Source organism: Aminomonas paucivorans DSM 12260, assembly GCF_000165795.1.
Lineage (GTDB): Bacteria > Synergistota > Synergistia > Synergistales > Synergistaceae > Aminomonas > Aminomonas paucivorans.
Map to the genome: position 1 here is coordinate 1,935,686 of NZ_CM001022.1, position 22,185 is coordinate 1,957,870.

The 22,185-nt window shown below is 65.7% G+C and carries 23 protein-coding genes; 5 read left to right on the top strand and 18 right to left on the bottom strand.

The annotated features are described in order from the left end of the window. Positions 1-80 precede the first annotated feature (80 nt). The 10 genes from APAU_RS09210 to APAU_RS09245 form a co-directional block, all read right to left on the bottom strand. Complete coding sequence (locus APAU_RS09210; protein ID WP_006301471.1) at positions 81-365, bottom strand: hypothetical protein; 285 nt, start codon at positions 363-365, stop codon at positions 81-83. Beyond that, complete coding sequence (locus APAU_RS09215; RefSeq protein ID WP_006301473.1) at positions 362-1,009, bottom strand: DUF4276 family protein; 648 nt, start codon at positions 1,007-1,009, stop codon at positions 362-364. Before APAU_RS09215 ends, APAU_RS09210 begins: the two co-directional genes overlap by 4 nt. Next, positions 1,006-2,190, bottom strand: coding sequence for an AAA family ATPase (locus APAU_RS09220; protein ID WP_006301475.1), 1,185 nt, complete (start codon positions 2,188-2,190; stop codon positions 1,006-1,008). Before APAU_RS09220 ends, APAU_RS09215 begins: the two co-directional genes overlap by 4 nt. A gap of 148 nt (positions 2,191-2,338) precedes the next feature. Further along, positions 2,339-2,917, bottom strand: a complete 579-nt coding sequence (locus tag APAU_RS13360; RefSeq protein WP_006301477.1) for a hypothetical protein — start codon at positions 2,915-2,917, stop codon at positions 2,339-2,341. Further along, positions 2,914-4,053, bottom strand: a complete 1,140-nt coding sequence (locus tag APAU_RS13080; protein ID WP_006301478.1) for an AAA family ATPase — start codon at positions 4,051-4,053, stop codon at positions 2,914-2,916. The genes APAU_RS13360 and APAU_RS13080 overlap by 4 nt, the downstream gene beginning before the upstream one ends. Positions 4,054-4,134: 81 nt before the next feature. Then, positions 4,135-4,689, bottom strand: a complete 555-nt coding sequence (locus APAU_RS09225) for a winged helix-turn-helix domain-containing protein (RefSeq protein ID WP_006301479.1) — start codon at positions 4,687-4,689, stop codon at positions 4,135-4,137. A 40-nt stretch (positions 4,690-4,729) separates the two neighbouring features. After that, a complete protein-coding gene (galE, locus tag APAU_RS09230; protein WP_006301480.1) occupies positions 4,730-5,710 on the bottom strand; it encodes a UDP-glucose 4-epimerase GalE in 981 nt (326 codons plus the stop codon). Continuing rightward, complete coding sequence (locus APAU_RS14685; RefSeq protein WP_006301481.1) at positions 5,707-7,797, bottom strand: hypothetical protein; 2,091 nt, start codon at positions 7,795-7,797, stop codon at positions 5,707-5,709. The genes galE and APAU_RS14685 overlap by 4 nt, the downstream gene beginning before the upstream one ends. 7 nt (positions 7,798-7,804) lie before the next feature. Continuing rightward, positions 7,805-9,664: a polysaccharide biosynthesis protein gene (locus APAU_RS14690; protein ID WP_006301482.1), complete on the bottom strand. Its 1,860-nt coding sequence runs from the start codon at positions 9,662-9,664 to the stop codon at positions 7,805-7,807. A gap of 4 nt (positions 9,665-9,668) precedes the next feature. Beyond that, on the bottom strand, positions 9,669-10,106 hold the full coding sequence (locus APAU_RS09245; protein ID WP_006301483.1) for a hypothetical protein: 438 nt from the start codon (positions 10,104-10,106) through the stop codon (positions 9,669-9,671). A 141-nt stretch (positions 10,107-10,247) separates the two neighbouring features. On the opposite strand from APAU_RS09245, the gene APAU_RS09250 reads away from it, so the two are divergent. Both APAU_RS09250 and APAU_RS13085 read left to right on the top strand, forming a co-directional pair. After that, entirely contained in the window at positions 10,248-11,141 is an 894-nt protein-coding gene (locus APAU_RS09250) for a YitT family protein (RefSeq protein ID WP_006301484.1), read from the top strand. Beyond that, positions 11,126-12,748, top strand: coding sequence for a lipid II flippase MurJ (locus APAU_RS13085; protein WP_083806803.1), 1,623 nt, complete (start codon positions 11,126-11,128; stop codon positions 12,746-12,748). Before APAU_RS09250 ends, APAU_RS13085 begins: the two co-directional genes overlap by 16 nt. On the opposite strand, the gene APAU_RS09260 is transcribed toward APAU_RS13085, so the two are convergent. From APAU_RS09260 to ychF, 4 genes are read right to left on the bottom strand one after another with little or no spacing between them, the layout of a single operon-like run. Further along, positions 12,714-13,652, bottom strand: coding sequence for an ROK family protein (locus tag APAU_RS09260; RefSeq protein WP_006301485.1), 939 nt, complete (start codon positions 13,650-13,652; stop codon positions 12,714-12,716). The genes APAU_RS13085 and APAU_RS09260 overlap by 35 nt on opposite strands. Then, positions 13,649-14,482 carry a M55 family metallopeptidase gene (locus tag APAU_RS09265; RefSeq protein WP_006301486.1) on the bottom strand — a complete coding sequence of 278 codons (834 nt, stop codon included), beginning with the start codon at positions 14,480-14,482 and terminating at the stop codon, positions 13,649-13,651. Before APAU_RS09265 ends, APAU_RS09260 begins: the two co-directional genes overlap by 4 nt. Then, on the bottom strand, positions 14,479-15,483 hold the full coding sequence (locus tag APAU_RS09270; RefSeq protein WP_006301487.1) for an oxidoreductase: 1,005 nt from the start codon (positions 15,481-15,483) through the stop codon (positions 14,479-14,481). The genes APAU_RS09265 and APAU_RS09270 overlap by 4 nt, the downstream gene beginning before the upstream one ends. A gap of 10 nt (positions 15,484-15,493) precedes the next feature. Further along, positions 15,494-16,588 (bottom strand): redox-regulated ATPase YchF, encoded by a 1,095-nt coding sequence (gene ychF, locus APAU_RS09275; protein ID WP_006301488.1) that lies wholly within the window; start codon positions 16,586-16,588, stop codon positions 15,494-15,496. A 154-nt stretch (positions 16,589-16,742) separates the two neighbouring features. On the opposite strand from ychF, the gene APAU_RS09280 reads away from it, so the two are divergent. The 3 genes from APAU_RS09280 to APAU_RS09290 all read left to right on the top strand — a co-directional run bounded on the left by APAU_RS09280 (position 16,743) and on the right by APAU_RS09290 (position 19,300). Then, positions 16,743-17,153, top strand: coding sequence for a response regulator (locus APAU_RS09280; RefSeq protein WP_006301489.1), 411 nt, complete (start codon positions 16,743-16,745; stop codon positions 17,151-17,153). Between the two features lie 96 nt (positions 17,154-17,249). Further along, positions 17,250-17,507 carry a FeoA family protein gene (locus APAU_RS09285; protein ID WP_006301490.1) on the top strand — a complete coding sequence of 86 codons (258 nt, stop codon included), beginning with the start codon at positions 17,250-17,252 and terminating at the stop codon, positions 17,505-17,507. Then, positions 17,504-19,300, top strand: a complete 1,797-nt coding sequence (locus APAU_RS09290) for a ferrous iron transporter B (RefSeq protein ID WP_006301491.1) — start codon at positions 17,504-17,506, stop codon at positions 19,298-19,300. The genes APAU_RS09285 and APAU_RS09290 overlap by 4 nt, the downstream gene beginning before the upstream one ends. On the opposite strand, the gene APAU_RS12655 is transcribed toward APAU_RS09290, so the two are convergent. The 4 genes from APAU_RS12655 to cobT are packed head-to-tail and all read right to left on the bottom strand — an operon-like array spanning position 19,272 to position 22,118. Beyond that, positions 19,272-19,505 carry a hypothetical protein gene (locus tag APAU_RS12655; protein ID WP_006301492.1) on the bottom strand — a complete coding sequence of 78 codons (234 nt, stop codon included), beginning with the start codon at positions 19,503-19,505 and terminating at the stop codon, positions 19,272-19,274. The two genes, APAU_RS09290 and APAU_RS12655, sit on opposite strands and share 29 nt — an antisense overlap. After that, positions 19,475-20,017: an ATP-binding cassette domain-containing protein gene (locus tag APAU_RS13560; protein ID WP_198004007.1), complete on the bottom strand. Its 543-nt coding sequence runs from the start codon at positions 20,015-20,017 to the stop codon at positions 19,475-19,477. Before APAU_RS13560 ends, APAU_RS12655 begins: the two co-directional genes overlap by 31 nt. Before the next feature lie 50 nt (positions 20,018-20,067). Next, complete coding sequence (locus tag APAU_RS09300) at positions 20,068-21,030, bottom strand: FecCD family ABC transporter permease (protein WP_006301494.1); 963 nt, start codon at positions 21,028-21,030, stop codon at positions 20,068-20,070. 2 nt (positions 21,031-21,032) lie between these two features. Continuing rightward, entirely contained in the window at positions 21,033-22,118 is a 1,086-nt protein-coding gene (gene cobT / locus APAU_RS09305) for a nicotinate mononucleotide-dependent phosphoribosyltransferase CobT (protein WP_083806804.1), read from the bottom strand. Positions 22,119-22,185: the final 67 nt, after the last annotated feature.

Consider the following 22,185-nt stretch of genomic DNA (forward strand, 5'->3'; position numbering starts at 1 on the left):
AGCATTGCTCTGGTCACATTGCATCTGTCCACAAGGATTACCAACCGACCTCAAAGAGACCACGATTCTTGTAATGCTTCTCACGGAGCGATCCTGTGAGGCATGGGAGGGATCTCCTTCGAGAAACGGCAATGCCAGAAGCTCCAGGAGCGGGGCGAGAACTGCCCCATCTCCGCATGGGCCAAGACCTCCGCCAGTTCCTCGGGGGTGAAGAGCGCCGTCATGCGGCACCAGTCCTCCCACACTCCAAGGTTCATCACCTGGGCCAGGATCCTCCGGGGACACGCAAGGGCCTCCTCGGGCTGCTGCCACCAAAGATACCGCCCTGCGGCCTCCAAGAGAAAAGCCCTCTGCAACGGGCTCATTCACCCTGCCTCCTGGGAACGGGCCCCCTCTCCCGCGCCAACCGAAGCATTGTATCCAACAGATCCTGAAGCTGCGGGCACTTCTCACAGGCCCTGTCCGGGTCCAGCCGGCTGAAAAGGTCCCTTCCGTTAATGACCTTTTTGTAGGGATGCTTCGTATGTTGACGATAGAGACGATCCAAGAGCTTCGCTGGTGGTTCGTCGAAGTTCACCGTTTCCGGATCCACGATCTTTCCCGGGAAAGCATTACGGACACCTAAAGGGAAAAGGTCCGGCTGGCTCAGGAGCCAGGCCTCCACTTCGTGAACGGCGAAGCAATGAAAGAATTTTTCTTCCTTCACCTGGTTCTCCAACTCCCGTTTCCCCCAGGCAACTCGCTCGTCTATGCCCGTCAAGTGCACCGGGTAGATCGTCGGTCCATAAAGATCCAAGAGAGAGATCACCGCGATGATCTTATCCTTTGAAGAACCCTTCAAATACATCTTCGCCTTCTTCGCCGCACTTTGCCAAAGATCCGGCCAACCGTCAAAACGAACGGTCTGTATGCCGACGGGAAAGTCCAGCTTCGGATCAAGCCATCTCTTCAAAAACGCGGGAAGCGCCTTGTCTTCTGTGTGCCCTTCAACAAACAGAATAAACTTCATGACATCTGCTCCAGTTCCCCGGACTTGAAGAGGGTGCCAAGGGAGTACTCCTGCAACCAGTAGTCCAATTCTTTGCCGTTCAGGGTCCGAAGCACCGTCTCTCCGTTCTTCCAATCCGACACGGTGGTGACAGGCTTCGTCTCCGTGAAGGCATCCAGCAGTTGAGTGGAGTGGGTCGTCAGGACGACCTGGGAGCGGGAAGCCGCATCCACCGCAAACTCCGCCACAAGAGGCAGCATGGACGGGTGAAGTCCCGTCTCCGGTTCATCGATGGCGATCACCGAAGGAGGCGAGGGGTTTGCAAAGACCGCCAACAAGAGGAGAAAGCGAAGCGTTCCGTCGGACATCTCCGCCGTCGATTGTTCTCGTTTCAGCGTCTTCCAGCGAATCCGCATCTGCACTCTCTGGTCGGAAGCAGGGGGGAAAACCAGCTCCTCAAAATCGTCGCCAAAGGCACCTCGCATGGCAAGATGGAGATCCCGCTTGAACTCCCGGTCTCCCGTGTACAACGTGTGAAGCACCGAGACGAGGTTCTGTCCATCCGGATCCACTCGATCCTCCCTTCGGGCAACCACGGGGCCACGGACCGGGGCATTTCTATGGGTAAGGATGTCGTGGTAAACGGCTATCGAAGCCAGCTCCCGCTGGAAGGGCGGAATGCGCGGGTTATGAGTGAAGGGACCGGAAGCCAGGGAGAGCAGGGTCTCCTCCTCCGAAATAAAATCCTCGGGAGTGGTAAAACGTTTTTGTTCTACGTCAAAAAGAACGGCGGTCTTCCCCTTTCGATCAAGGAAAACAAAGGGCTGTTCCTTCAAACCTGATCGCACATCGAAAGAATTGATCAGGCGTTCGCTTCCGATCCGGTAGGAACTGCTGGTTCCCAGCCGGGCCATTTCCAGCTCGTATTGTTCCGGGGCTCGATCATCCCCTAGAGTGGTCGTCTTCAGGACACACCGGATGGAAGGGGCTTCCCCGTCCCAAACGATCGGGTCCATGCCTCCCAGGGACTGGATGTGCTTGCCCAGCCTGCCTTGGGCGGACAGGGAGAGAAGTTCCAGAAAGCGCAGCAGATTGGACTTGCCGCTTCCGTTGGGGCCGATGATGATGTTGAGGTTCCCGGGCCGCCAGCTCACATTGCGGAGGGAACGATAGCCTTCGATATCCAACTGTTCGATGTTCATCGTTTCCACCTCCTAAGGTTGCCGGGTCCCGGGACGGGACACGTTTTTGCGGCGAGAACCATCCTTCGGAGCAGGCTCCTTGAGGAAGCGGCAGGAGATAGGACAGGGCTCCGTCAACGGCGAAGCAAGGACGGCCAAGGAAGAACGATCATGGATAGTCCTGCATGGGGACGATGCGGGTTCGATACTCTCTGCATGCCATGGCCAGAGAATCAGGAGCACCCGGGGGCAGAGCCTTCGCCTTGCACGCGGAAGCAAGATTTGAAATACATGATCGGCAATCAATAACCATTGCCTTCCCCATCGCCTTGTAATCCTGCCCCTCGTCCACGTCGCACCCCTCAAGATAGGCAATCCACGTTTCAATGTTACGTTTAGGGACGGCAATCGCGACAGCTTCCTCCTGCGTCCTGAAGGGAAGCCCTATCCTTGTACAGTGATCCTCAAGAGATTTTATCCTAGTTTCAACCCTTTGGTTGTCCGCATCAATCATTACAATGAGCGCCGAGGCTACCTTGTTTTTGTGCTGCCTGTAATACTGAAGCTCCTTGGGAAAACTCTGCAGAACCCATCCAGAAGCAGCACCTTTACCCGAGGGACTTGTTTCGTATCGGATAGCAGCCCAGCGTTTCTTTCCCCACCCCATTGCCAGCAGAAAGTGTCTGACAAAAAACTCCTGCTGCTTGTCCTCGCAGAGAGCGACTATTTGCACACGACGCCTCTTCACTCTTGCCAACCCCTGGCGATGCGTTCTGACAGCTTCAGCGGCTGCCCCCATGCTCCCGCTTCGCCTTTACCTTCTTCCTCGCTCAATGCAATAGCTCGAATTCTTGCTGGGCCGAGAGGCTCTCGATCCATCCATAGTCCGTAGGCTCCCCCAAGATAATCGATCAACTCGGGGTTGTGGCTGATCAAAACCGCTTGTACCTCTTCTTCTGCACAAAGGTCACTCAGTTCTACAAGCCATGGCTGAATCTCATCAATGCTTAAATAATTGCCCGGCTCATCCAAAAATAGAGTGCGATGCTGCCCCTCTACGTCACACAAAAGAGAATAAAGGACAAGAAGAATACGCTGTCCATCGGACAGTCGGTCAAAATCAAAGTAAAAGGGAGATGACCCATGTATCTCTTCGTCTGCAAACCCCACTCTTAACACTCTTGTATTTCCTTCTTGTTCCAGTTTAAAGGAATAAAAGCCAGGAACAATCTCTTTCAATCGATTTATTAGAGAAAAGATCCTATCCTGATGTTCCTGGGATAAATAGCGATACCAAGAGGCAAAATTTGCACCGCTGTATTCCAGTCTCGATGATTCTTCGGAGGCTAAGGCGGTCATGTCCTGTGGAAGAGGCTTTAGAATGATCATTTGCTCCAGCCAGTTTTTAAACCAAGTCAACTTCGTATTGTCTGACCGAGAGATAATGGTCGACAAAGAAGAGTAACTCCAGTCAAAGGGGTAGATGGGGCCTGGTTCATGATCGTCATGGAAGAGGTGTACTGAACCTTGCTCGTAGCGAAAGAGCGGATTCCCATTAAATAGCAGCTCTTCAAGGTCGACCCTTTCTTTCTTGCGATCCTTCGTATGCCCTATGGCAAGTCTATAGGCATACAAGCCCCCATTGCCCTCAACATCCACCTCAAAGCGCTGTTCGTCCCGGGCTACCCAACTGGTCAAGTCCTCGGGGGGGAAAACCTCTGTCACTTTCGCTCCGTTTGTCACAAAACGACGAATTCTATCCACAATATCAAAAACAGTTGACTTTCCACAACCGTTTGCCCCCATAATCAGGTGCAACGAGCCAAACTTCACCTCAAAGTTCACTAAACAACGAAAATGATTCACATAAAGCCGACGAAGCATGCAGGCCCCCCCTCCCTCGTCCCTCATTCCCCAATCAACCGGACGAATCCCCCAAACCCCTGAGCTTGGCTACCGGGCAGCTCAACCCGCCGTAAACGGGCCTCCGTCGGCGGACCAGACCACCAGCGCCGCGTCCTCCTTGAAGCGTTCTTTGAGAGTCCCGAACTCCACACGGGAGAGCACCAATCCCCGGATCTTGCGGCCCACCAGGGCCTCCGCCTTGGCCACCAGGTCGTGGAAGTAGGCCTGGTCCACCTGGCCCACCAGCACCAGGTCGATGAGCCCCGAGTCCACCCCCTTGGCGTAGTCCCCGGTGACGAAGGCCAGTTCCACGTTCCCCAGGCGTCGGACCACCTGTTCCACCACCCGGTCCAACCCCAGGGTCTTGGCGGCGATGCTGCGGATCTCCGGGAAAAGGGGATGGCTCTCATTGGCCCGGTAGACCTTGGTGCGCCCTTCCGGGGCCACGGAAAGAAGCCCCGCCTCGGAAAGGCGGTTCAGCTCCACCCGGACCGCGTTTGTGGACTCGCCAAACTCGTCGGCCAGCCCCCGGAGGTGCGCCCGGGTGTCCGGATTGAGAAAGAACTTGAGCAAAAGACGTGTGCGGGTCTTGGAGGTGATGAGCGATTCGATCATGAGTCATAAAATGACTCAAAAAACCTCGACCGTCAAGGGCTCAGTCCGCAGGAAACCGCTTTATGTACCAGGCCCAGGCGGTAGACACGATGTCCTCCAGGTCCCCATGTTCCGGCACCCACCCCAGAACCTCCTGGGCCTTTCGGGAGGACGCCACGAGGCGGGAGGGGTCTCCGGACCGCCTCGGCCCCACTTCCAGGGGGACGGGTCTGCCCGTGGCCTTTTCCGCCACCTGGAGCACCTGGCGCACCGAATGGCCGTCCCCGTTCCCCAGGTTGAAAGCCTCGCACCGGTCCGGGGCCTCCAACAGGCGGCGAAGGGCCCGCACGTGGGCCTGAGCCAGGTCCGTCACGTGGACGTAGTCCCGGATGCAGGTGCCGTCGGGGGTGGGGTAGTCCTCCCCGAAGAGGGTCAGATGCTTCCGCCGTCCCTCGATGGCGTCGAAGATCAGGGGGATGAGGTGGGTCTCCGGGACGTGGTGCTCCCCCGTGCGGCATCGGGGGTCCGCCCCGGCGGCGTTGAAGTACCGCAGGGACACGCTGCCCATGCCGTAGGCATCCCGATACCGCCGCAAAGCCCCCTCCAGGAAGAGCTTCGTCTCCCCGTAGGTGTTGGTGGGAACCTTGGGGGCCTCCTCGGAGATGGGCTGTTCCGTCGGGTCTCCGTACACCGCCGCGGTGGAGGACAGGACGAACCGACGGACCCCATGAGCCCGCATGGTTGCCAGGAGGTTCAGGGTGCCCCGGAGGTTGACGTCGTAGTACCCCTCCGGGTCGGACATGGACTCCCCCACCAGGCTGCGGGCGGCGAAGTGCAGCACCCCCTCCACGGGGTACCGGGAGAAGACTCCCTCCAGGAAGGCGGGATCCCGCAGATCCCCCTCCTCCAGCCTATCCCCAAAGGCCAGATCTCGGTGCCCCTTGCTGAAGTCGTCCACCACCAGGACCTCGAAGCCCTCTTCCTTCAGGGCCAGGGTGGTGACGCTCCCGATGTAGCCCGCTCCTCCCGTGACCAGGATCATGCAGGTTTCCTCCTTGTATTTCTTGTATTTTGGGATGGGATCGAATAGAACCGCGCTCCACCGCGAAGGCAGGACAGGCAGAAAAGGCTGGTCTCCAGGACCACAAGCCCCCCTCCCCCGAAGCCGCCCGCGTCGCAGCCCCCGGGGGACCTCCCGGCCTCCGAGCCTCCCGTGGGGGAAGGGGACACAGGCAGGAGGCTGGGGCAGGGGGTGGGGACGACCAAGGGGGTAAGGAAAGGGCTCAGGGCGGGGGATGGGGACGGGGTTTCGGAGGGCAGGAAAGGGGTCGGGGAGTGGGGAACCTCGTCGGCTCGTCCGAAGAAGGCCCAAGGGTCCTGGAGGATTCCGTCCCGGCAGCCGTCGAAGACGGCGAAAACTCCCTTCCCCCGATGCACCAGGGGAAGGACCGGCCCTTCGGGGCGGGGACCGTCCGCCAGGAGCACCCGGATCCCCACGATCAGGGCATCCGAAGAGACGTCCCGTTCCAGGTCGAAAAAACGCCCCAGGGTCTCGTCGGTCCCGTCCGGGAGAAGGGGCAGCAGGAAGACCGGCTCCCCGGAAAGGACCTTCGCCGGGCACAGGTTCTCCCGAAGGAACGCCCGCAGGGAAGCCGCATCCGCTCCCCGAGGCGTCCCCAGGGCCGGATCCAGGGGCACCCGGAACTCCAGCACCAGGGGAAGGGCGCCCGTGCCTTCCTGCGCCTCCATCCCACACCGAAGCCCCGTCCCCTCCAGAAACCGCCCTGCCCCAGGGGGAGAAGAGAGGGAATCCCGGGAGACGGCCCAGACGTCCAGGGTCTCCACGTCCCGCCCCCCCAGGAGATCCGGGGAGACCACTCCCGCCAGGAGGGGGTGCTCCCCCAGGCCCCGAGGCCATCCGTCCTCCGGCACGTCCAGCAGCGCCAACCCCGCCTCAGGCCGCCTCTCCGGAAAGACCCGCTCCTCGAACCAGTGGAGACGGCCGCCGCTGCACCAGCCCCCCAGGAGTCCCTTGCCCCTTCGGGCCAGGAAGAGGGCCTCCTCTGTGAGGGGTTCCGCCGCGAACCCTAGGGTGCGGAGGCGATGCCTGTTGCCCTCCTTCCCCCAAAGAGCCAGGCGCACCGCTTCCCCCGATCCCTGCCGGGTGGCGAAGAGGACCGCGTCCCCCGCCTCCGCCGCCGCAAGCCGAGGGCCTGCGGCGGAATCGCAGGAGGCCACCTCGCGAAAGCCCCAGGCCGTCTCCTCCCGTTCCTCCCGGACCAGGGCCTTTCTGTTTCCATCCCGGTAGAACGCCCGGACCTTCTGGTCCGGGGAAATCCCCGAGACGGCCAGGGAGGGATGGTGGGCCGCCGAGGTCCCCTGGGTCACCCGAAAGGGTGCCCAAGCCCCCCCGGGGGACAGGGTCGTCCCGTAGCTCAAGGCCGTCGCCCCCTGGGAGAAGGCCCCGTGGGCGTTTCCCTCCTCGTCGAAGGCCAGGGCAAGGTACCGGCCCCGTCCCCGGGGGGGCTTGGCCTGACCGTCCGGGGTGCGCAGGAGGAGCTTTCCCTCCTGCCAGGGTCCCTCCGGGGCGGGAGCCCGGTGGCAAAAGGGGTATTCCTCCCCCTCCCGGACGTTGTCGTTCCCCAGAAGGTACAGGGTTCCCCCCGGGGCAACCCCCAGGACAAGGGAGCGGGCTCCCCTTCCCGTCTCCGGAGGACGGAAGACCACCCGCCACGTGCCGTCCCCCTCCCGGACCAGCAGGCGAAGCCGCCGGTCCCGGCGGTCATGAAAGGCCAGGAGTAGCCTGCGACGCTCCCGGTCCCAGGCCGGAGCCAGGGGCCCCTGGCTTTCCCCATCGGGCATCGGGGGATCCGGGGACCACCCCTCGGCGGTCTTGCGCAGGACCCGGACCTTTCCCTCCCCGTCCCCGTAGAACAGCCGGGGGGTCTCGTCGGCCAACGTCAGGGCCAGGCCGCCCGAGGAGCCTCCGGGAAGATCGCAGGAAGCCGCGGAAAAGCGAAAGGCCTCCCCCGGACGGCTCAGGCCCAGAAAGGCCAGGGTCAGGGCAAGGGGAAGAAGTCGGGGGATGCGGCGGGGGAGCGACGGGGTGGGAGCGGGACGAGGCGCCAAGGGGAGGTCACCGATCCCCCACCCCGGAGGGCGGGACGTCCTCGCAGAGGGCAAAGAGTTCCTGGCGCAGCCGGTCTTCCGGCAGCGCCGTCAGGGCTCGGATCTTCTCCGCCATGCCCCCGTCCCGACGATCCAGGCGGGCCCGAAAGATCTTGTCGTGGGAAGTCCGGTCCACGTGGTCCGGGTCGTAGAAAAGCTCCTCGAAGAGCTTTTCCCCCGGACGGATGCCCGAGTAGACGATGGGGATGTCCCGGTGGGGCTCCAGGCCGTGGAGGCGGATCAGGGTCTCCGCCATCTGGGCGATGACCACGGGTTCCCCCATGTCCAGGACGAAAAGTTCCCCCCCCCGGCCCATGGAGGCCGCCTGCAGGACCAGGCTTACCGCCTCGGGGATGAGCATGAAGTAGCGCCGCATTTCCGGGTGGGTCACCGTGACGGGACCTCCCCGGGCGATCTGGGCCTCGAACTTGGGCACCACGCTGCCTCGGCTCCCCAGGACGTTGCCGAAACGCACCGCCAGGAAGGCGGTCCCCGGGAAGGCCGACTGAGCCTCCTCCAGCATCCGCTCCGCCAGGCGCTTGGTGGCCCCCATGACGCTGCTGGGGTGCACCGCCTTGTCCGTGGACACCATCACCATCCGCTCGGCCCCGACCTCCCCCGCCAGAGAGGCCACGTTCCAGGTGCCCAGGGCGTTGACCCGCAGGGCCTCCCGAGGGTTCTCCTCCATGAGAGGAACGTGCTTGTGCGCCCCCGCGTGGAACACCACTTGGGGGTGGTGGGTCTCGAAGAGCCGACGCAGGGTGGCTTCGTCCCCCACGTCCGCCACCAGGGGACGGCAGGGGATCGTCACCCCCTCCTCGGAGAACCGCTCCAGCAGGTTGTAGAGGGACTGTTCCCCGTGTCCCAGCACCAGCAGGGACCGAGGTCCGTGGGCCAGCACCTGGCGGCAGATCTCCGACCCGATGGACCCCCCCGCCCCGGTGACCAGCACGGTCCGCCCCCGAAGCACCCGGTCGATGCCCTCCAGGTCCAGTCGGATGGGCTCCCGGCGCAGCAGGTCCTCCAGGCTCACGGAGCGAAGGCGGGAGACGGAGACCGCCCCGGAAGCCAGCTCATGCAGGGCCGGGAGGACCCGCACCTCCACCCCCAGGGGAGAGAGACGCTCCAGGAAGGCCCGGATCCGCTGCCCCGAGGCGGAGGGGAGGGCGATGAGCACCACCCGGACCCCCCGCTGCCTCACGATCTCCCCCAGTTCCGCCGCATCCCCCAACACCGGTAGGGAGGCGATGATCTTGCCCCGCTTGTCCGGATCGTCGTCCACGAACCCCAGGGGAACCAGGTCGTCCCCCCGGCGCAGCAGGTCCCGGGCAAGCCGGGACCCCGCGTCCCCCGCCCCCACGATCAGGGTGGGGCGGGGCTCCGCCGTTCCCTCCAAGGGGGGCCGCACCACCCGCCAGGAGGCCCGGAAGGCCACCAAGAAGAAGAGACCCAGGAGGAGGAGGATCGCCAGAGAGGTGCGGGGGACCGTCAGGTCCGTCCAGAGACGGTCGATCAGGAGGAACCCCAGGGCCCCCAGGGCGTAGCCCCGCCCCAGGCGCAGGTATTCCTCCACGCTGGCCTGGGGCCAGTAGACCCGGTAGACCCCGCAGACCCAGAGGGCGAGGAGAGTGACGGGGACGAAGGCCAGGGCTGCCCGGAGCAGATCGTCCCGGAAACCCTGCTGGATGAGGAGGGTGAGACGCAGGGCGTACCCCAGGTAGACCGCCGCGGCAAGCAGAAAAAGGTCGCCCGCCAGGACCCGTCGGTTCCTGGAGGCGACCTTCATCCACCCGGTCACGAGGCTTCGGGAAAGGCCGGTCACGCTCATGGGGCTAAAGGATCAGCTTGCCCCCCGGCTTGGGGCCCCCCATCTTGTCCAGCTGCTGGAGCACATTGGAGGACGCCACGGCGATGCTGGGCTTGCGGGTCTCCTGGGAAGCGTACTCCTGAAGCTTCTTCTCGTAGTCCTCCATGCTCTTCTTCAGGGCCGCCACGTCCCCCTTGATCCACTGCAGGAGACTGTCGGCGATGGCCTGGGCCATCTCCTCCGGAGGCTCCGCTGCGATGAGCCCCAGCTCCTTGAGCATCCGGTGCTCCTCCACCACCGAGTCCAGAATCTCCTGGTCCGTGAGGAGTCCCTTCTTGTAGAGCACCCGGGCGATGACGTTGAACTTGGTCTTGTTGTTCTCGTCGTTCAGGGCCAGGGAGTCCACCCGGGCCAGGAGCATGGACAGCACCTCGTCCAGACTGATCTGCATGGGCATCGGCATGACCGTGATTCCTCCCGTTTCCATAGGATTTCCACCGTCCGCCATTGTAGCACCCCCCCAGCCCCTTGCGGAGCCACCCCGCCCTGCGTAGACTCGTAGCGCCCGCCGCAAAAGAGCGGAGGAGCAGGAAGGGGGAGGAGTATGGACGGGTCGTTTCGCGTGAAGTGGCAGGGGCTGCGGTTGGCGGCGCTGGTGCGGGCGGAGTGGCCCACCTTCGTCTCCACCACCCTGGGCTGTCTGATCCTGGTGGTGGGCATCATGGGCTTCACCGTGCCCTATCGCTTTCCCGACTCGGGCATCACGGGATTGGCGGTGCTGGCCAACTACGTCTGGAACATCTCCCCCGCCTGGGTGGTGGGACTGGCCAACGTGGCCCTCCTCGCCTGGAGCTGGAAAGAACTCTCCCCCCGCTTCGTCCTCTGGACCATCTACGGGGTGGCCCTGCTGACGGTGCTCATGAAGGTGCTGGAGGGGATGCCCCACCCGGTGATCCACGACCGGCTCCTGGTGGCCATCCTGGCGGGGGTCATCAAGGGCATCGGGGGGGGGATGGTGTTCCGAAGCGGCGCCTCCCTGGGAGGCACGGACATCATCGTGGTGGCCCTGCGGAAGCGCTACGGCGTGGAGGTGGGCAAGTACACCTTCTACATCAATTTAGGGGTGCTCACCCTGTCCGCCTTCGTGGTGGGCATCGAGGGGGCCCTCTTCGGGCTGGTGAGCGTCTACGCCAACGGGGTGGTGACGGACAACGTCCTGAGCAGCTTCGACCGAAGGCGGCTGGTGTTCATCGTGTCCAAGGAATCCGCCTCCGTGACCCGGTACCTCACCGACCACATGCACCGGGGGGTGACGGTGCTCTCCGGCAAGGGAGGGTTCTCCGGGGAGGACCGCCCCACCCTGCTGTGCCTCCTCACTCCCCGCCAGACCATGGAACTGAAACACTACCTGGCCCTGAACGACCCCCGGGCCTTCATGGTGGTCTCCGAGGCCTCGGAGGTCCTGGGCCGGGGCTTCAAGGGATGGAAGGAGATTTGAGCGGCCCATCCCTCCCCGAGCGGCTCCGCAACGGCATCCACCGTATCCTGGGGGTCAAGGAGGCCCGCAGCGCCACCTTGGTGCTCACCTTCCTGACCCTGGCAGGGAAACCGTTTAATTACTTAAGAATACTGCTAGTGGCTAGTTTCTTTGGAGCTTCCCTTGAAATGGATGTTTTCAACGTTGCCTTTGGCATTATGTGGCTATTTGCAGGAACAGCCGGTTCTGCAATGGAGAATGCCGTTTTGCCGCTATTGGCTCACAAAAGAGAAACAGAGGGGGAAACGTCTGCCAAAAAAACAATGGCATTGGCTTGGTGGATTTTAATTTTATATTCCATGTTTTTATTTTTTACTATTTTGGCGTCATCTGAACAAATAATTAAACTATTTGCAAGTGGGTTCGATCAAAATAGACTAAGTATCGGTCGATCTATGCTTTTTTGGCTTTTACCATATACTATATCTACAATATTAAAATCAGGGTTCGATATTTGGGCCCAGCATTCCGGGAAATATTCTCTTTCTGCATTTGCCTCCTCGTTTTCCGGATTATTATCTTTAATTGCCTTCTTGGCGACCTATTCGTGGTTAGGTGTTTTTTCTATCCCTTTTTCTTTTAGTTTTTCGTGGTTTATAGTATCATTGTTAACCAAACTAGGCGTAAGAGATTTCCCATTCTGCTTAGCAGATTTCGATCGTAATTCTGTTTTTGAAATACTAAAACCTACGCTATTGTCGCTGATTTTTCTTGGTACAGGAGCACTTTACGGCATGACAGACAGATATTTTGCGTCTCTTCTGCCCATTGGATCTATTACCACTATAAGCTATGCTGATTTTATATTTGGGGCAGTTTCTATAATAACAACCCCTTCTTTGTTACTTTTTTTATCAAAGAGCAGCAGACTGGCTGCCAATGCCAGTTCAACGAATGACTATACCTCATTTTATTCCAGCGTAACCCAAGCCCTTGTAATTGTTTTGTTTTTGTTCTTTCCACTGGGTATCGTGCTATCCGGCGTTTCCATCTCGCTAGTTGACATTGTCATTGGGCACGGTGCATTTTCGTTTGATTCTGTTATTTTAACTGGCAATTGTCTTGCTGCGTACGCATTGGCAATGCCAGCATCCCTTGGCTGTGTTGTTTTCTTTAGAATCGCCCAGGCACAAAAAAAACTAGTCGGGCTAGCCTTTGTGAGTTTACAGCTGGTATGTGTCAACGCCCTGGGGGATTGGGCCCTCTCCCGGGCCTTCGGGGCCCCGGGGATCGCCGCGGCCACAAGCATCGTCTACTCGGTGGGGTTTCTGCTCTACGGGCACTGGCTGCTTCCGGGGTGGTGGCGACACGTGGGGATGGGGGCGCTGGCGAAACAGTGCGCCCTGACGGCCCTCTGGGCGGGGGCCTTGGGGTGGCTGGACCGGGTGGCGTTCTTCGGGAGCTGGACCCCCTGGATCGTGGCCCCCCTGGCGGGGATCGGCACGATCCTGCACTTTCTGCTGGTGGAACGGCTGGGCTGGCTGGACGCCCTCCCTCGGGGCTGGAAGCCCACGGAGCTGCTGGAACTGGTCCTCAGTCGGCTGCGCCGCAGACCTTCGGAGGAGTAGGCAGCCCCGCCGCCCCCAAGAGGGGCGCATCCGCCCCCAGGAGGGAAACCCGCAGGTCCAGGACGGCCCGGTACGGCTCCGCCAGGTAGGGCAGGGTCCGCTCCCGAAGCAGGGAGACCAACCCCTCCCCCCGGGCGATGCCTCCCCCCAGCACCACCACCTCCGGGTCCAGCAGGTGGACCAGGGAGGCCACACCCCGGGCCAGGGCATCCAGAAAGGGCTCCAGACATGCCGCGACAGCCCGTTCCTCCTGCCGCCCCCACAGGGTCCGTACGTCCTCCGGCAGACCCAAGGCTCGGGCACGGGCCTCGATGCCGTCCGCCCCCGCCAGGGTCTCCAGGTGTCCCCGCCCCCCGCAGCCGCAGGGAAGGTCCCCTCCCGTCACCAGGTGCCCCAGCTCCCCCGCCATGCCGTGGGAACCCGCGACCAGCCGCCCCCCCAGGACCACGCCTCCCCCCACCCCGGTGCCCAGGGTGAGGACCACGTAGTCCGAACACCCTCGTGCGGCCCCGGCCAGGCCCTCCCCCAGGGCGTAGGCGTTGGCGTCGTTTTCCAGGGCCACAGGAACCGGAAGCCCCGCATCCCTCAGAAGCGCTTCCAGGTTCCGGGCCAGGGGAAGACCGTCCCACCCGGGAAAGTTGGGACCCTTGAGGAAGAGCCGGCGGTCCCGGTCCACCATCCCCGGCACCACGAGCCCCGCCCCGACCACGGGGAGCCCCCGAGACACCTCCCGAACCCCCTCCGCCAGGGCGGCCAGCACCGGCTCCGGGTCCCTTCCCGACGGGGTGGGGCGTTCGCACCGGCATACCAGCTCGGGAATCTCCCCAGGGCGAAACCGCACCGTCCCAAAGGCCAGGGTGTGCCCCCCCAGGTCCGCCCCGACGCGGAAGACGTCGCCGGTCATCCGTCGGCCCTCACGCTCAGGGCGGAGGTGAGCGCCCCCTCGAACCAGCGCCGGATCTCCAGGGGATCCGGGGTGACGAAGCGCAGAGTGCGCCCGTCCATCCGTTCCCCCCCCGGGACCAGGGAGGCTCCGTCGGCCTGGTAGGTACACTGGAAGCGCACGTCCAGTCGATAGGGACCCGGGGGTGTCCAGCAGGACAGGCGTCCCGCCCCGAGACGTCCCACTGCCTCCCCCACGGCCTCGGAAAGCCGGTCCGCCGCCGCTTCCGGAGTCAGCAGCCGGGCGGAGAAACGTCCCAGTCCCTCCTTCACGGCACAGGTCACCAGGTCCTCTCCCAGGAGGGCGGAGGCCTCGTAGCCCACCGCCTCGTCCCCCGTCACCAGGGCCACGGGGACCCCCAGGGCCCCGCACAGAAAGGCGTTGAGTCCCGTCTCCCCCACCAGGCGCCCCCCCAGGCGCACCTCGTGGATCGCCCCGGTGGACATGGTGTGGTCCAACACCGCCTTCTCCGTCCCCGCCATGGCGTGGTACCCCACGAAGAACGCCCCGTCGCACCCCTGGGCTCCCTCCACCATTCCCAGGACCCGAGGGGTTCCGCTGATCAGCTCCACCTCCTCGGGCAGGTCCCGGGCTTCCAGGTTGATCATGCGGTCGTGGGAGTCCGCCACCACCACAGAACACCCCTCCCGAAGCAGCGTCTCCGCCACGGTCCGCACGTCGTGGAGCATCATGGCCCGACCCAGGGCGTACTCCTCCGTCCCCGCATCCACCTGGCAGGGCCGCACGATGCCCGTGCACCCCTCCATGTCCGCGCTGATGAAGATCCTCACGCCTCGTCCCTCCTCCAGGCCGCCGCGGCGGCGGGATCCGAAAGCAGAAGCCTCCCCACTCCCACCAGGTCGCAGCACCCCCGGTCCAGAAGCTCCCGAGCCCGGTCGTAGGAAGTCACCCCTCCGGTGCACTCCACGGGAATCCGCTTGCCCACGGCCTCCCGGATCGCCCCGGCGTAGGGACCGAACCCCCCGGGAGCGTCGTAGCCGCAGAGGTTGCCCGACACGGCGATCCAGTCCGCTCCCAGGGCGGCCAGCTCCCGGGCCACGGCACAGGCCTCCTCGACCCGGAGCCCTCGGGGTTCTTCCCCCGGGAAGGAATCCGCCGCTCCCAGGCGCACCCCCAGGGGCAGGTCCGGGAAGGCCCCCCGCACCGCGTCCACCACGTCCAGGAGCAACCGGGACCGCCCCCGGACGTCCCCGCCGTACCGGTCCGTGCGCCGGTTGGTGAGGGGGCTCAGGAACTGCCCCAGCAGGTAGCCGTGGCACCCGTGAACCTGCACGCCCCGGTACCCCGCCTCCCGGGCCCTGCGGGCGGCCTGGACGAAAAACCCCGGCAGCTCTCGGATCTGCCCTTCCGACAGGGGCTCGGGGATCCGCCCCGGGTCCCGTCCCGGGTGGGGCACCGGCGAAGGGGCCACCATGCGGAAGGCCGGGTCCCCGAAGAGGTCCGGATCCGCCACGCCGCTGCCCCCGTGGTTCAGCTGCACCACCACCGGGACTCCCGCCTCGGCGAAGAGCCCCGCCAGGGGGCGGTGCCCCTCCGTCACGTCGTCCCGATCCAGCATCAGCTGCCGCACCCGGACCCGCCCCCAGGGGTGCACCGCGTGGTGCTCCAGCACCACCAGCCCGGGGCGGGCGAAGAGGGCCTTGCGCCCCGCCTCCAGGGTCCGCTCCGTCGGGACCCCCTCGGGGGTGCAGGAGGCGGAGGCCAGGGGGGCCGCCACCAGTCGGCTTTCCAGTCGCAGGTTTCGGATCTCCAGGGGCTCGAAGAGCTTCATGGTCCCGCCCCTACACGTTGAACCGGATCTCGATGACGTCCCCATCCGCCACCCGGTAGTCCTTTCCCTCCAGGCGCAGACACCCCGCCTCCCGACAGGCCGGGAAGGCGAAGCCGTGGGCAGCATAGTCGTCGTAGGCCACCACCTGGGCGCGGATGAACCCCCGGGCCAGGTCGGAGTGGATGGTTCCCGCGGCGTCCACCGCCGTGGCCCCCTCCCGGAGGGTCCAGGCCCGCACCTCGTCGGGACCGCAGGTGAAGAAGCTGATCAGCCCCAGCAGGCCGTAGGCCCCGGCGATAAGCCGCTCCCTCCCCGGCTCGGTGATGTCCAGCCCCTCGGTGAACTCCGCCGCCTCCTCCGGGGAGAGGTCCGCCAGGTCCATCTCCAGGCGCCCGTAGAGGGAGAGCACCCGGATCCCCGCCGCCGCGGCATCCCGAAGGAGCGCCTCTCCCCCCGGGGCGTCGACGGCCCCCTTCTGCCCCTCGTCCAGGTTCAGCACCAGGATCTGGGGCTTGGCGGACAGGAAGGTGAAGCCCCGGAGCATCCGGGCCTCCTCGGGGGCAAGGGCGAGGTCCCGCAGGGAGCGCTCCTCCATGAGGCAGTCCTGGCAGCGCAGGAGCAGGGCCTTCTCTCCCTCCTCCTCCGGAAGGAGCTTCTTCTTGCCGTTCAGCCGGGAAAGGCGGTTCTCGATGACCGACAGGTCCCGGTAGATCAGCTCCATCTCCACGATCTTCCAGTCCCGGTGGACGTCCAGGCTCCCCTCGGGGTGCTCCACCCCTCCGTTGGCGAAGCCCCGAAGCACGTGGATCAGCGCATCCGCCTCGGCGGCGAAGGAGAGGAACCCGTTGCCCAGCCCCGCCCCCTTGCTGGCGTCCCGGGAGAGTCCCGCCAGGTCCACGAACTCCACCTGGGCGGGGGTCTCCTTCTTGGGCTGGTGCACCCGCACCAGCTCGTCGAACCGGGGGTCCGGCACGGAGACCACCGCCCGGTTGGGATCCGTCTTGCCTCCCGCGTAGGGCTTCACTTCCGCCCCCGCCCGGGTGATGACGTTGAAGACCGTGGTCTTGCCGCTCAGGGGCAGCCCCACGATGCCGCAGTGCAACATGTCCATTCCTCCCGTTCTCGGAACCTTCCTTCGTTCCGAATCCGCCCCCATTCTACCGTACCCCCCCGGGCTTCCGCGTCCCTCCGCTTCACCGGAGGGACGTGTTAGAATCGACACAAACAGGGTCGCACCACCGGGGGAGGAGGCGCAGGACGTGGCCAAGGTGCTCATCGCCGACGATGCGGACTTTATGCGCATGGTTCTCCGCCGAATCCTGGAGGACGGGGGTCACGAGGTGGTGGGGGAGGCGGACAACGGGCGGGACGTCATCGCCCTCTACTCCATGCTCCACCCCGACCTGGTGACCCTGGACATCACCATGCCCTTTCTGAGCGGCCTGGAGGCGGCGCGGCGGATCCTGGAGGAGCACCCCGACGCCCGCATCGTCATGGTCTCCGCCATGGGCACCCGGGAGAGCGTGAACAAGGCCCGGGCCCTGGGGGTCAAGGGCTTCATCGTCAAGCCCTTCCGGGAGGAGCAGGTCCTGAGCGCCCTTCGTCAGGCCCAGGAAGGGGAGGGGGACGATGTCCCCGGTCCGGCCTTTCCTGAAACCCCTTTTCGTTGACACCCTTCCAGAATCCGCAGTACAGTGAGGCAAGTCGACGATTCCGCCGATCCAGTCGGTTTGGGACTCGTCCCCCACCGGAGGGAGCGTTTTCACTTGAGCGTAAGTCTGTTGCGGCTGCAGGACGGAGGCTGGGCGGTGGTGGACCATCTCCCCCCAGGTGAGGCGGCGCTGCGCCTGGAGGCCATGGGGCTTCGCCCCGGCAAGAGGCTGCAGAAGATCTCCGGGATGCCCTTCCACGGTCCCGTGACGGTTTGCCTGGACGGACGGCAGTTCGCCATCGGACACGGCATCGCCCTGCGCATCGCCGTGATCCCGGAAGGAGACGAAACCCCGGAGGAGTTCTGCACGTGAGCTGCTCCCGATCCTGCCCCCGGCGCGGTTCCTGCGCCACCTGCCCTTCCCCCTCCTCCGGCGAACCCTGCCGGGGCAAGCTCCTCCTCGTGGGCAACCCCAACGTGGGCAAGAGCGCCCTTTTCTCCCGCCTCACGGGGACCCACGCCCTGTCCTCCAACTACCCCGGCACCACCGTGGGCTTCCTGGAGGGACGCCTGGCCCACGGGGAACGGTGCTACCGCCTGGTGGACGTCCCCGGGGCCTACACCCTGGAGGCCACCAACGAAGCGGAGGAGATCGCCTCCCGCATCGTGGACGAGGGGGCCGACGCGGCCATCCTGGTGCTGGACGCCACGGCCCTGGAGCGCAACCTGGTGCTGGCCCTGGAAGTGCTGGAGCGCAAGCTCCCCGCCCTGGTGGCCCTCAACATGGTGGACGAGGCGAGACACAAGGGGATCTCCGTGGACCCGGCGGCGCTGGAGGAGGCCTTGGGGATCCCGGTGGTGAGCACCGTGGCGGTGACGGGGCAGGGGGTCAAGGAGCTGCTGGACCGGCTCCCCGAGGCCCGTCCCGCCCGCTTCGCCCCCTCTTCCAAGGAGGAGCGGTGGGTCGCCGTGGGACGCATCGTGGAGTCGGTGCAGAAGGTGACCCACCGGCACCACACCTGGCGGGACCGGCTGGAGGACGCCAGCGTGGACCCTCTCTGGGGGATCCTGGTGGGTGCTCTGGTGCTGGGGGGGAGCTTCCTCCTGGTGCGCACCCTGGGGGAAGGGCTCATCGACCACGTCTTCGACCCCCTCTTCGAGAACCTCTGGCGCCCCCTCCTGGACCGGCTGGGGACCGCCCTGGGCCCCGGGACAGCCCGGGACCTGCTGCTGGGCACCCTCTTCGACGGGCAGGTGGACTTCGAGCAGAGCTTCGGTATCCTCTCCACGGGTCTGTACGTGGAGTTCGCCATGGTGCTCCCCTACATCCTGGCCTTCTACGGGGTCTTGAGCCTCCTGGAGGACGTGGGCTACCTGCCCCGGCTGGCGGTGCTCTTCGACGCCCTGCTGCACCGCATGGGCATCCACGGCTACGCGGTGATCCCTACCCTCCTGGGCCTGGGGTGCAACGTGCCGGGCATCCTGGCCACCCGGGTCCTGGAGTCGCGGCGGGAGCGGTTCATCGCCTGCACCCTCATCTCCGTGGCGGTGCCCTGCACGGCCCTGCAGGCCATGATCGTGGGCTCCCTGGGGGCCATCAGCATGGGCTACGTGGCCCTGGTCTACGGGGTCCTGCTCCTCTCCTGGCTCCTCCTGGGGCGGTTCCTCCACCGGATCCTTCCGGGCTTCAGCCCGGAACTCATCGTGGAGATCCCCCCCTACCGCCTCCCCTCCCCCCGGGCACTGGGGATGAAGCTGGCCCTGCGGGTGAAGGACTTCCTGGTGGAGGCCACTCCCCTGGTGCTGGGGGGCATCCTGCTGGTGGACCTCCTGGAGATGGTCGGGGCCATGACCCTGCTGGCCCGGATTCTGGGCCCCCTCTTCCGGTGGGTCCTGGGGTTGCCCGGGGAGGCGGCGGGACCCATCGTCATGGGACTCTTCCGCAAGGACATCGCCATGGGGCTGCTCCTTCCCCTGCACCTGAGCCCCCGCCAGCTGGTGGTAGCCACCACGGTGCTCTCCATGACCTTCCCCTGCATCGCCACCTTCGTGGTGCTCCTCAAGGAGCTGGGGGGGCGGGACACCCTGCGGAGCATGGGGCTCATGATCGCCGCCGCCCTGCTCGCCGGGGGGCTCCTCAACGCCCTCTTCCTGCTGTTGGGATGATCGGATCGGGGCGAGGCACCGCCACGGAGGTTCCTCCCTTCGTGCGGGCCAGCTCCCAGGGGACGCCGTATACCGATTCCATCAGGTCCAGGTCCGGCCGACGGGGCTCCGTCTCCCCCGCCAGCCGCCCTTCCCGGAGGAAGACCAGCCGGTCCGCCGAGGCCAGGGCCAGGTTCACGTCGTGGAAGGCCGCCAGCACCGCCACCCCCCCCCCGCCCGGTTTCGCAGCAACTCCGCCACCCGAAGGGTCTGCCGGGGATCCAGGGCCGCCGTGGGCTCGTCCAGGAGCAGCACCGGAGCCTCCCGCACCAGCGCCCGGGCCAGGGCTACCCGGGCCGCCTCCCCCCCGGAGAGGTCCGTGACGGGGCGCTCCTCGAAGCCCTCCAGCCCCAGCTCCCCCAGGACCTCCCGGGCGATCCGCCGATCCGTCCCGTCGTACCCCGAAAGCCCCTCCCGCAGGGCGTAACGCCCCATCACCACCGCCTCCATCACCGGGAAGGGGGCGTCGAAGACCGTGGCCTGAGGACAGAGGGCCACCCGGCGAGCCCAGGACCGGGGGGACCAGCCCGAGGTGCCCTCCCCTTCCACCCGGACCTCTCCGGAGGAGAGGGGCAGGGCTCCGGAGAGGGCCAGGAGCAGGGAGCTCTTTCCCCCCCCGTTGGGTCCCAGGAGGGCCGTCACGGTCCCCTCCTCCAGGCGGAGGTCCACCCCCTCCACGACCCTCCGCCCTCCTCGAAGCACCCCAAGGGAACGCGCCTCCAGGAGGATCACGGCCGTCTCCAGAGGATCAGGCAGAAGAGGGGCCCTCCCAGGAGGGCCGTCAGGACCCCCACGGGCAGCTCCTCCAGACAGCGGGCCCCCGCGTCCGCCAGGACCAGCAGCGCCCCTCCTCCCAGCAGAGACAGGGGCAACAGGGCGCGATGCCCCGGCCCCACGCAGAACCGAAGCAGGTGGGGTCCCACCAGGCCCACGAACCCCACCACACCGAACTGGCTCACCACCAGGGACGTGCCCAGGGACCCTCCCACCAGCAGGCGCAGCCGAACCCGCCCCTCGTCCACCCCCAGGGCCCGGGCCTGGGTGCCCGAGGCCAGGATGTCCAGCTCCCGCCAGGAGGCCAGCCCCACCAGGGCACAGACCCCCGCCCCCGCCGCCGCCAGGGCGGCCTGGGACCAGGTGGCGCCGGAGAAACTCCCCAGAAGCCACAGGACGATGGCCGCCACCTTCTCCCCCGCCAGGGCCTTCAGGAGGGTCAGGGCCGCCCCCAGGAGGCTGCCCACCACCACCCCCGCCAGCACCATCCGGGTGGCGTCCCCCCGGCGCCCCAGGAGCCACACCAGCCCCAGGGCGCCGAGGCTTCCCGCGAAGGCCGCGGGAGCCGTGGCGGAAAGGCCCAGGAGGATGGCGCAGGCGGCCCCGAAGGCCCCCCCGGAGGCGACCCCCAGGGTATAGGGCTCCGCCAGAGGGTTGCGCAGCGCCGCCTGGAACAGCACCCCCGCCCCGGCCAGCACCGCCCCGGAGGCGAAAGCCGCCGCCGTTCGAGGCAGCCGGATGCTCCAGAGCACCGAGGCGGCGGGGTCCCCGGACGCTCCCCCGGGCCCTTCCCGGAGGAGACGCAGCACTTCCCCCGCCGTAAGGGGCCACTCCCCCACCAGGAGGCCGCAGAGGAGGGCCCCTCCCGTCAGGCATCCCAGGGCGGCGGAAGCCGCCAGGACCCGCCCTCGGAGCACCCCTAGGCCCCCTGGGTCATGAGGCGGTACAGCTCCTCCGTTCGGGCGCAGACCCGCTGGGGGGACACCCCCAGGCGCTGGGCGTACCACACCGAGCCCCCCGCCCCCACTCCCTCCTTCACGAAGCCCCGCTCGTAGTCCGCCAGCCCGGGGAAGGGACAGGCGGAGAAGTCCAGGGGTGCCGCGTAGGCCTCCACCTCCAGGTCCCGGGCCATCTCCCGGAAGTGGGCCGACGGGTCCTGGTCCACGTACCGGGTGGTGGCCACAACGAGGGGACGGTCCTCCCCCAGGTGGCGCAGCACCGCCGCCACCGCGACCATCTGGGTGCCCCCCGCCAGGACCACCTCGCAGGTCCGGGGCAGCCCCGCGACGAAACCCGCCACGGCGGCCTGCATGGGGTCCCCCAGCTGGCGCACCGCCTCCAGGGGATCCGAGCCCAGGCCGCCGAAGGAGATCCCTCCCCGGGAGGAGGCCCGTTCCCAGACCTGCTCCTTGGCGGGGACGGGGTTCTCGGGCCCCGCGGAGGAGACCATGCCGGGACGGCCCAGGGCCCGCAGCACCAGCAGCGCCGTGGTGGTACCTCCGGGGACGGATTCCCCCAACACGAAGGGCCCCGGCAGGGAAGCCAGGTTGCCCCCCAGCTCCCGGGCGGCCTCGAAGATCCCCCGGGCCTCCGGCACCGCCGGGCCCTCCTGGGGGTCCCCTCCCGGGAGGGCCCCCAGGTCCAGGAACGGACAGGCGGGGGGCAGGTAGGACCCCGATCGGACCGCCAGATAGGGGAAGCCCGACTCCAGACGGGCCGCCCGGGTGACGAGGGCAGGGGTGGGGTGTCCCTGGGGGTCCACGGGGACCACGTCCACCACCCGGGGACGCCCCCAGCAGACCAGGTCCGCGTCCGCCGGGGCGGTGAAGGGGACCACCTGGGGGTTCGCCCCGGCGGCGGAAAGCCCCGGGACCTTGCAGATGTCGCTGGCGCCGATGAACAGGAAGAACATGTCCTTGTCACTCCTCCGATGCCCCGTTGGCTTTTTCGTAAGCTCGGGGTTAGAATCACGGTGCGGCTCGGGGCCGTTCGCTTCCGCGAGCATAGAACACCTTTCCGGGTTTCGGGAAGGCGGCCGTCGCCGGGAACGAAGCGCAGCCTCCGCCGCCTGA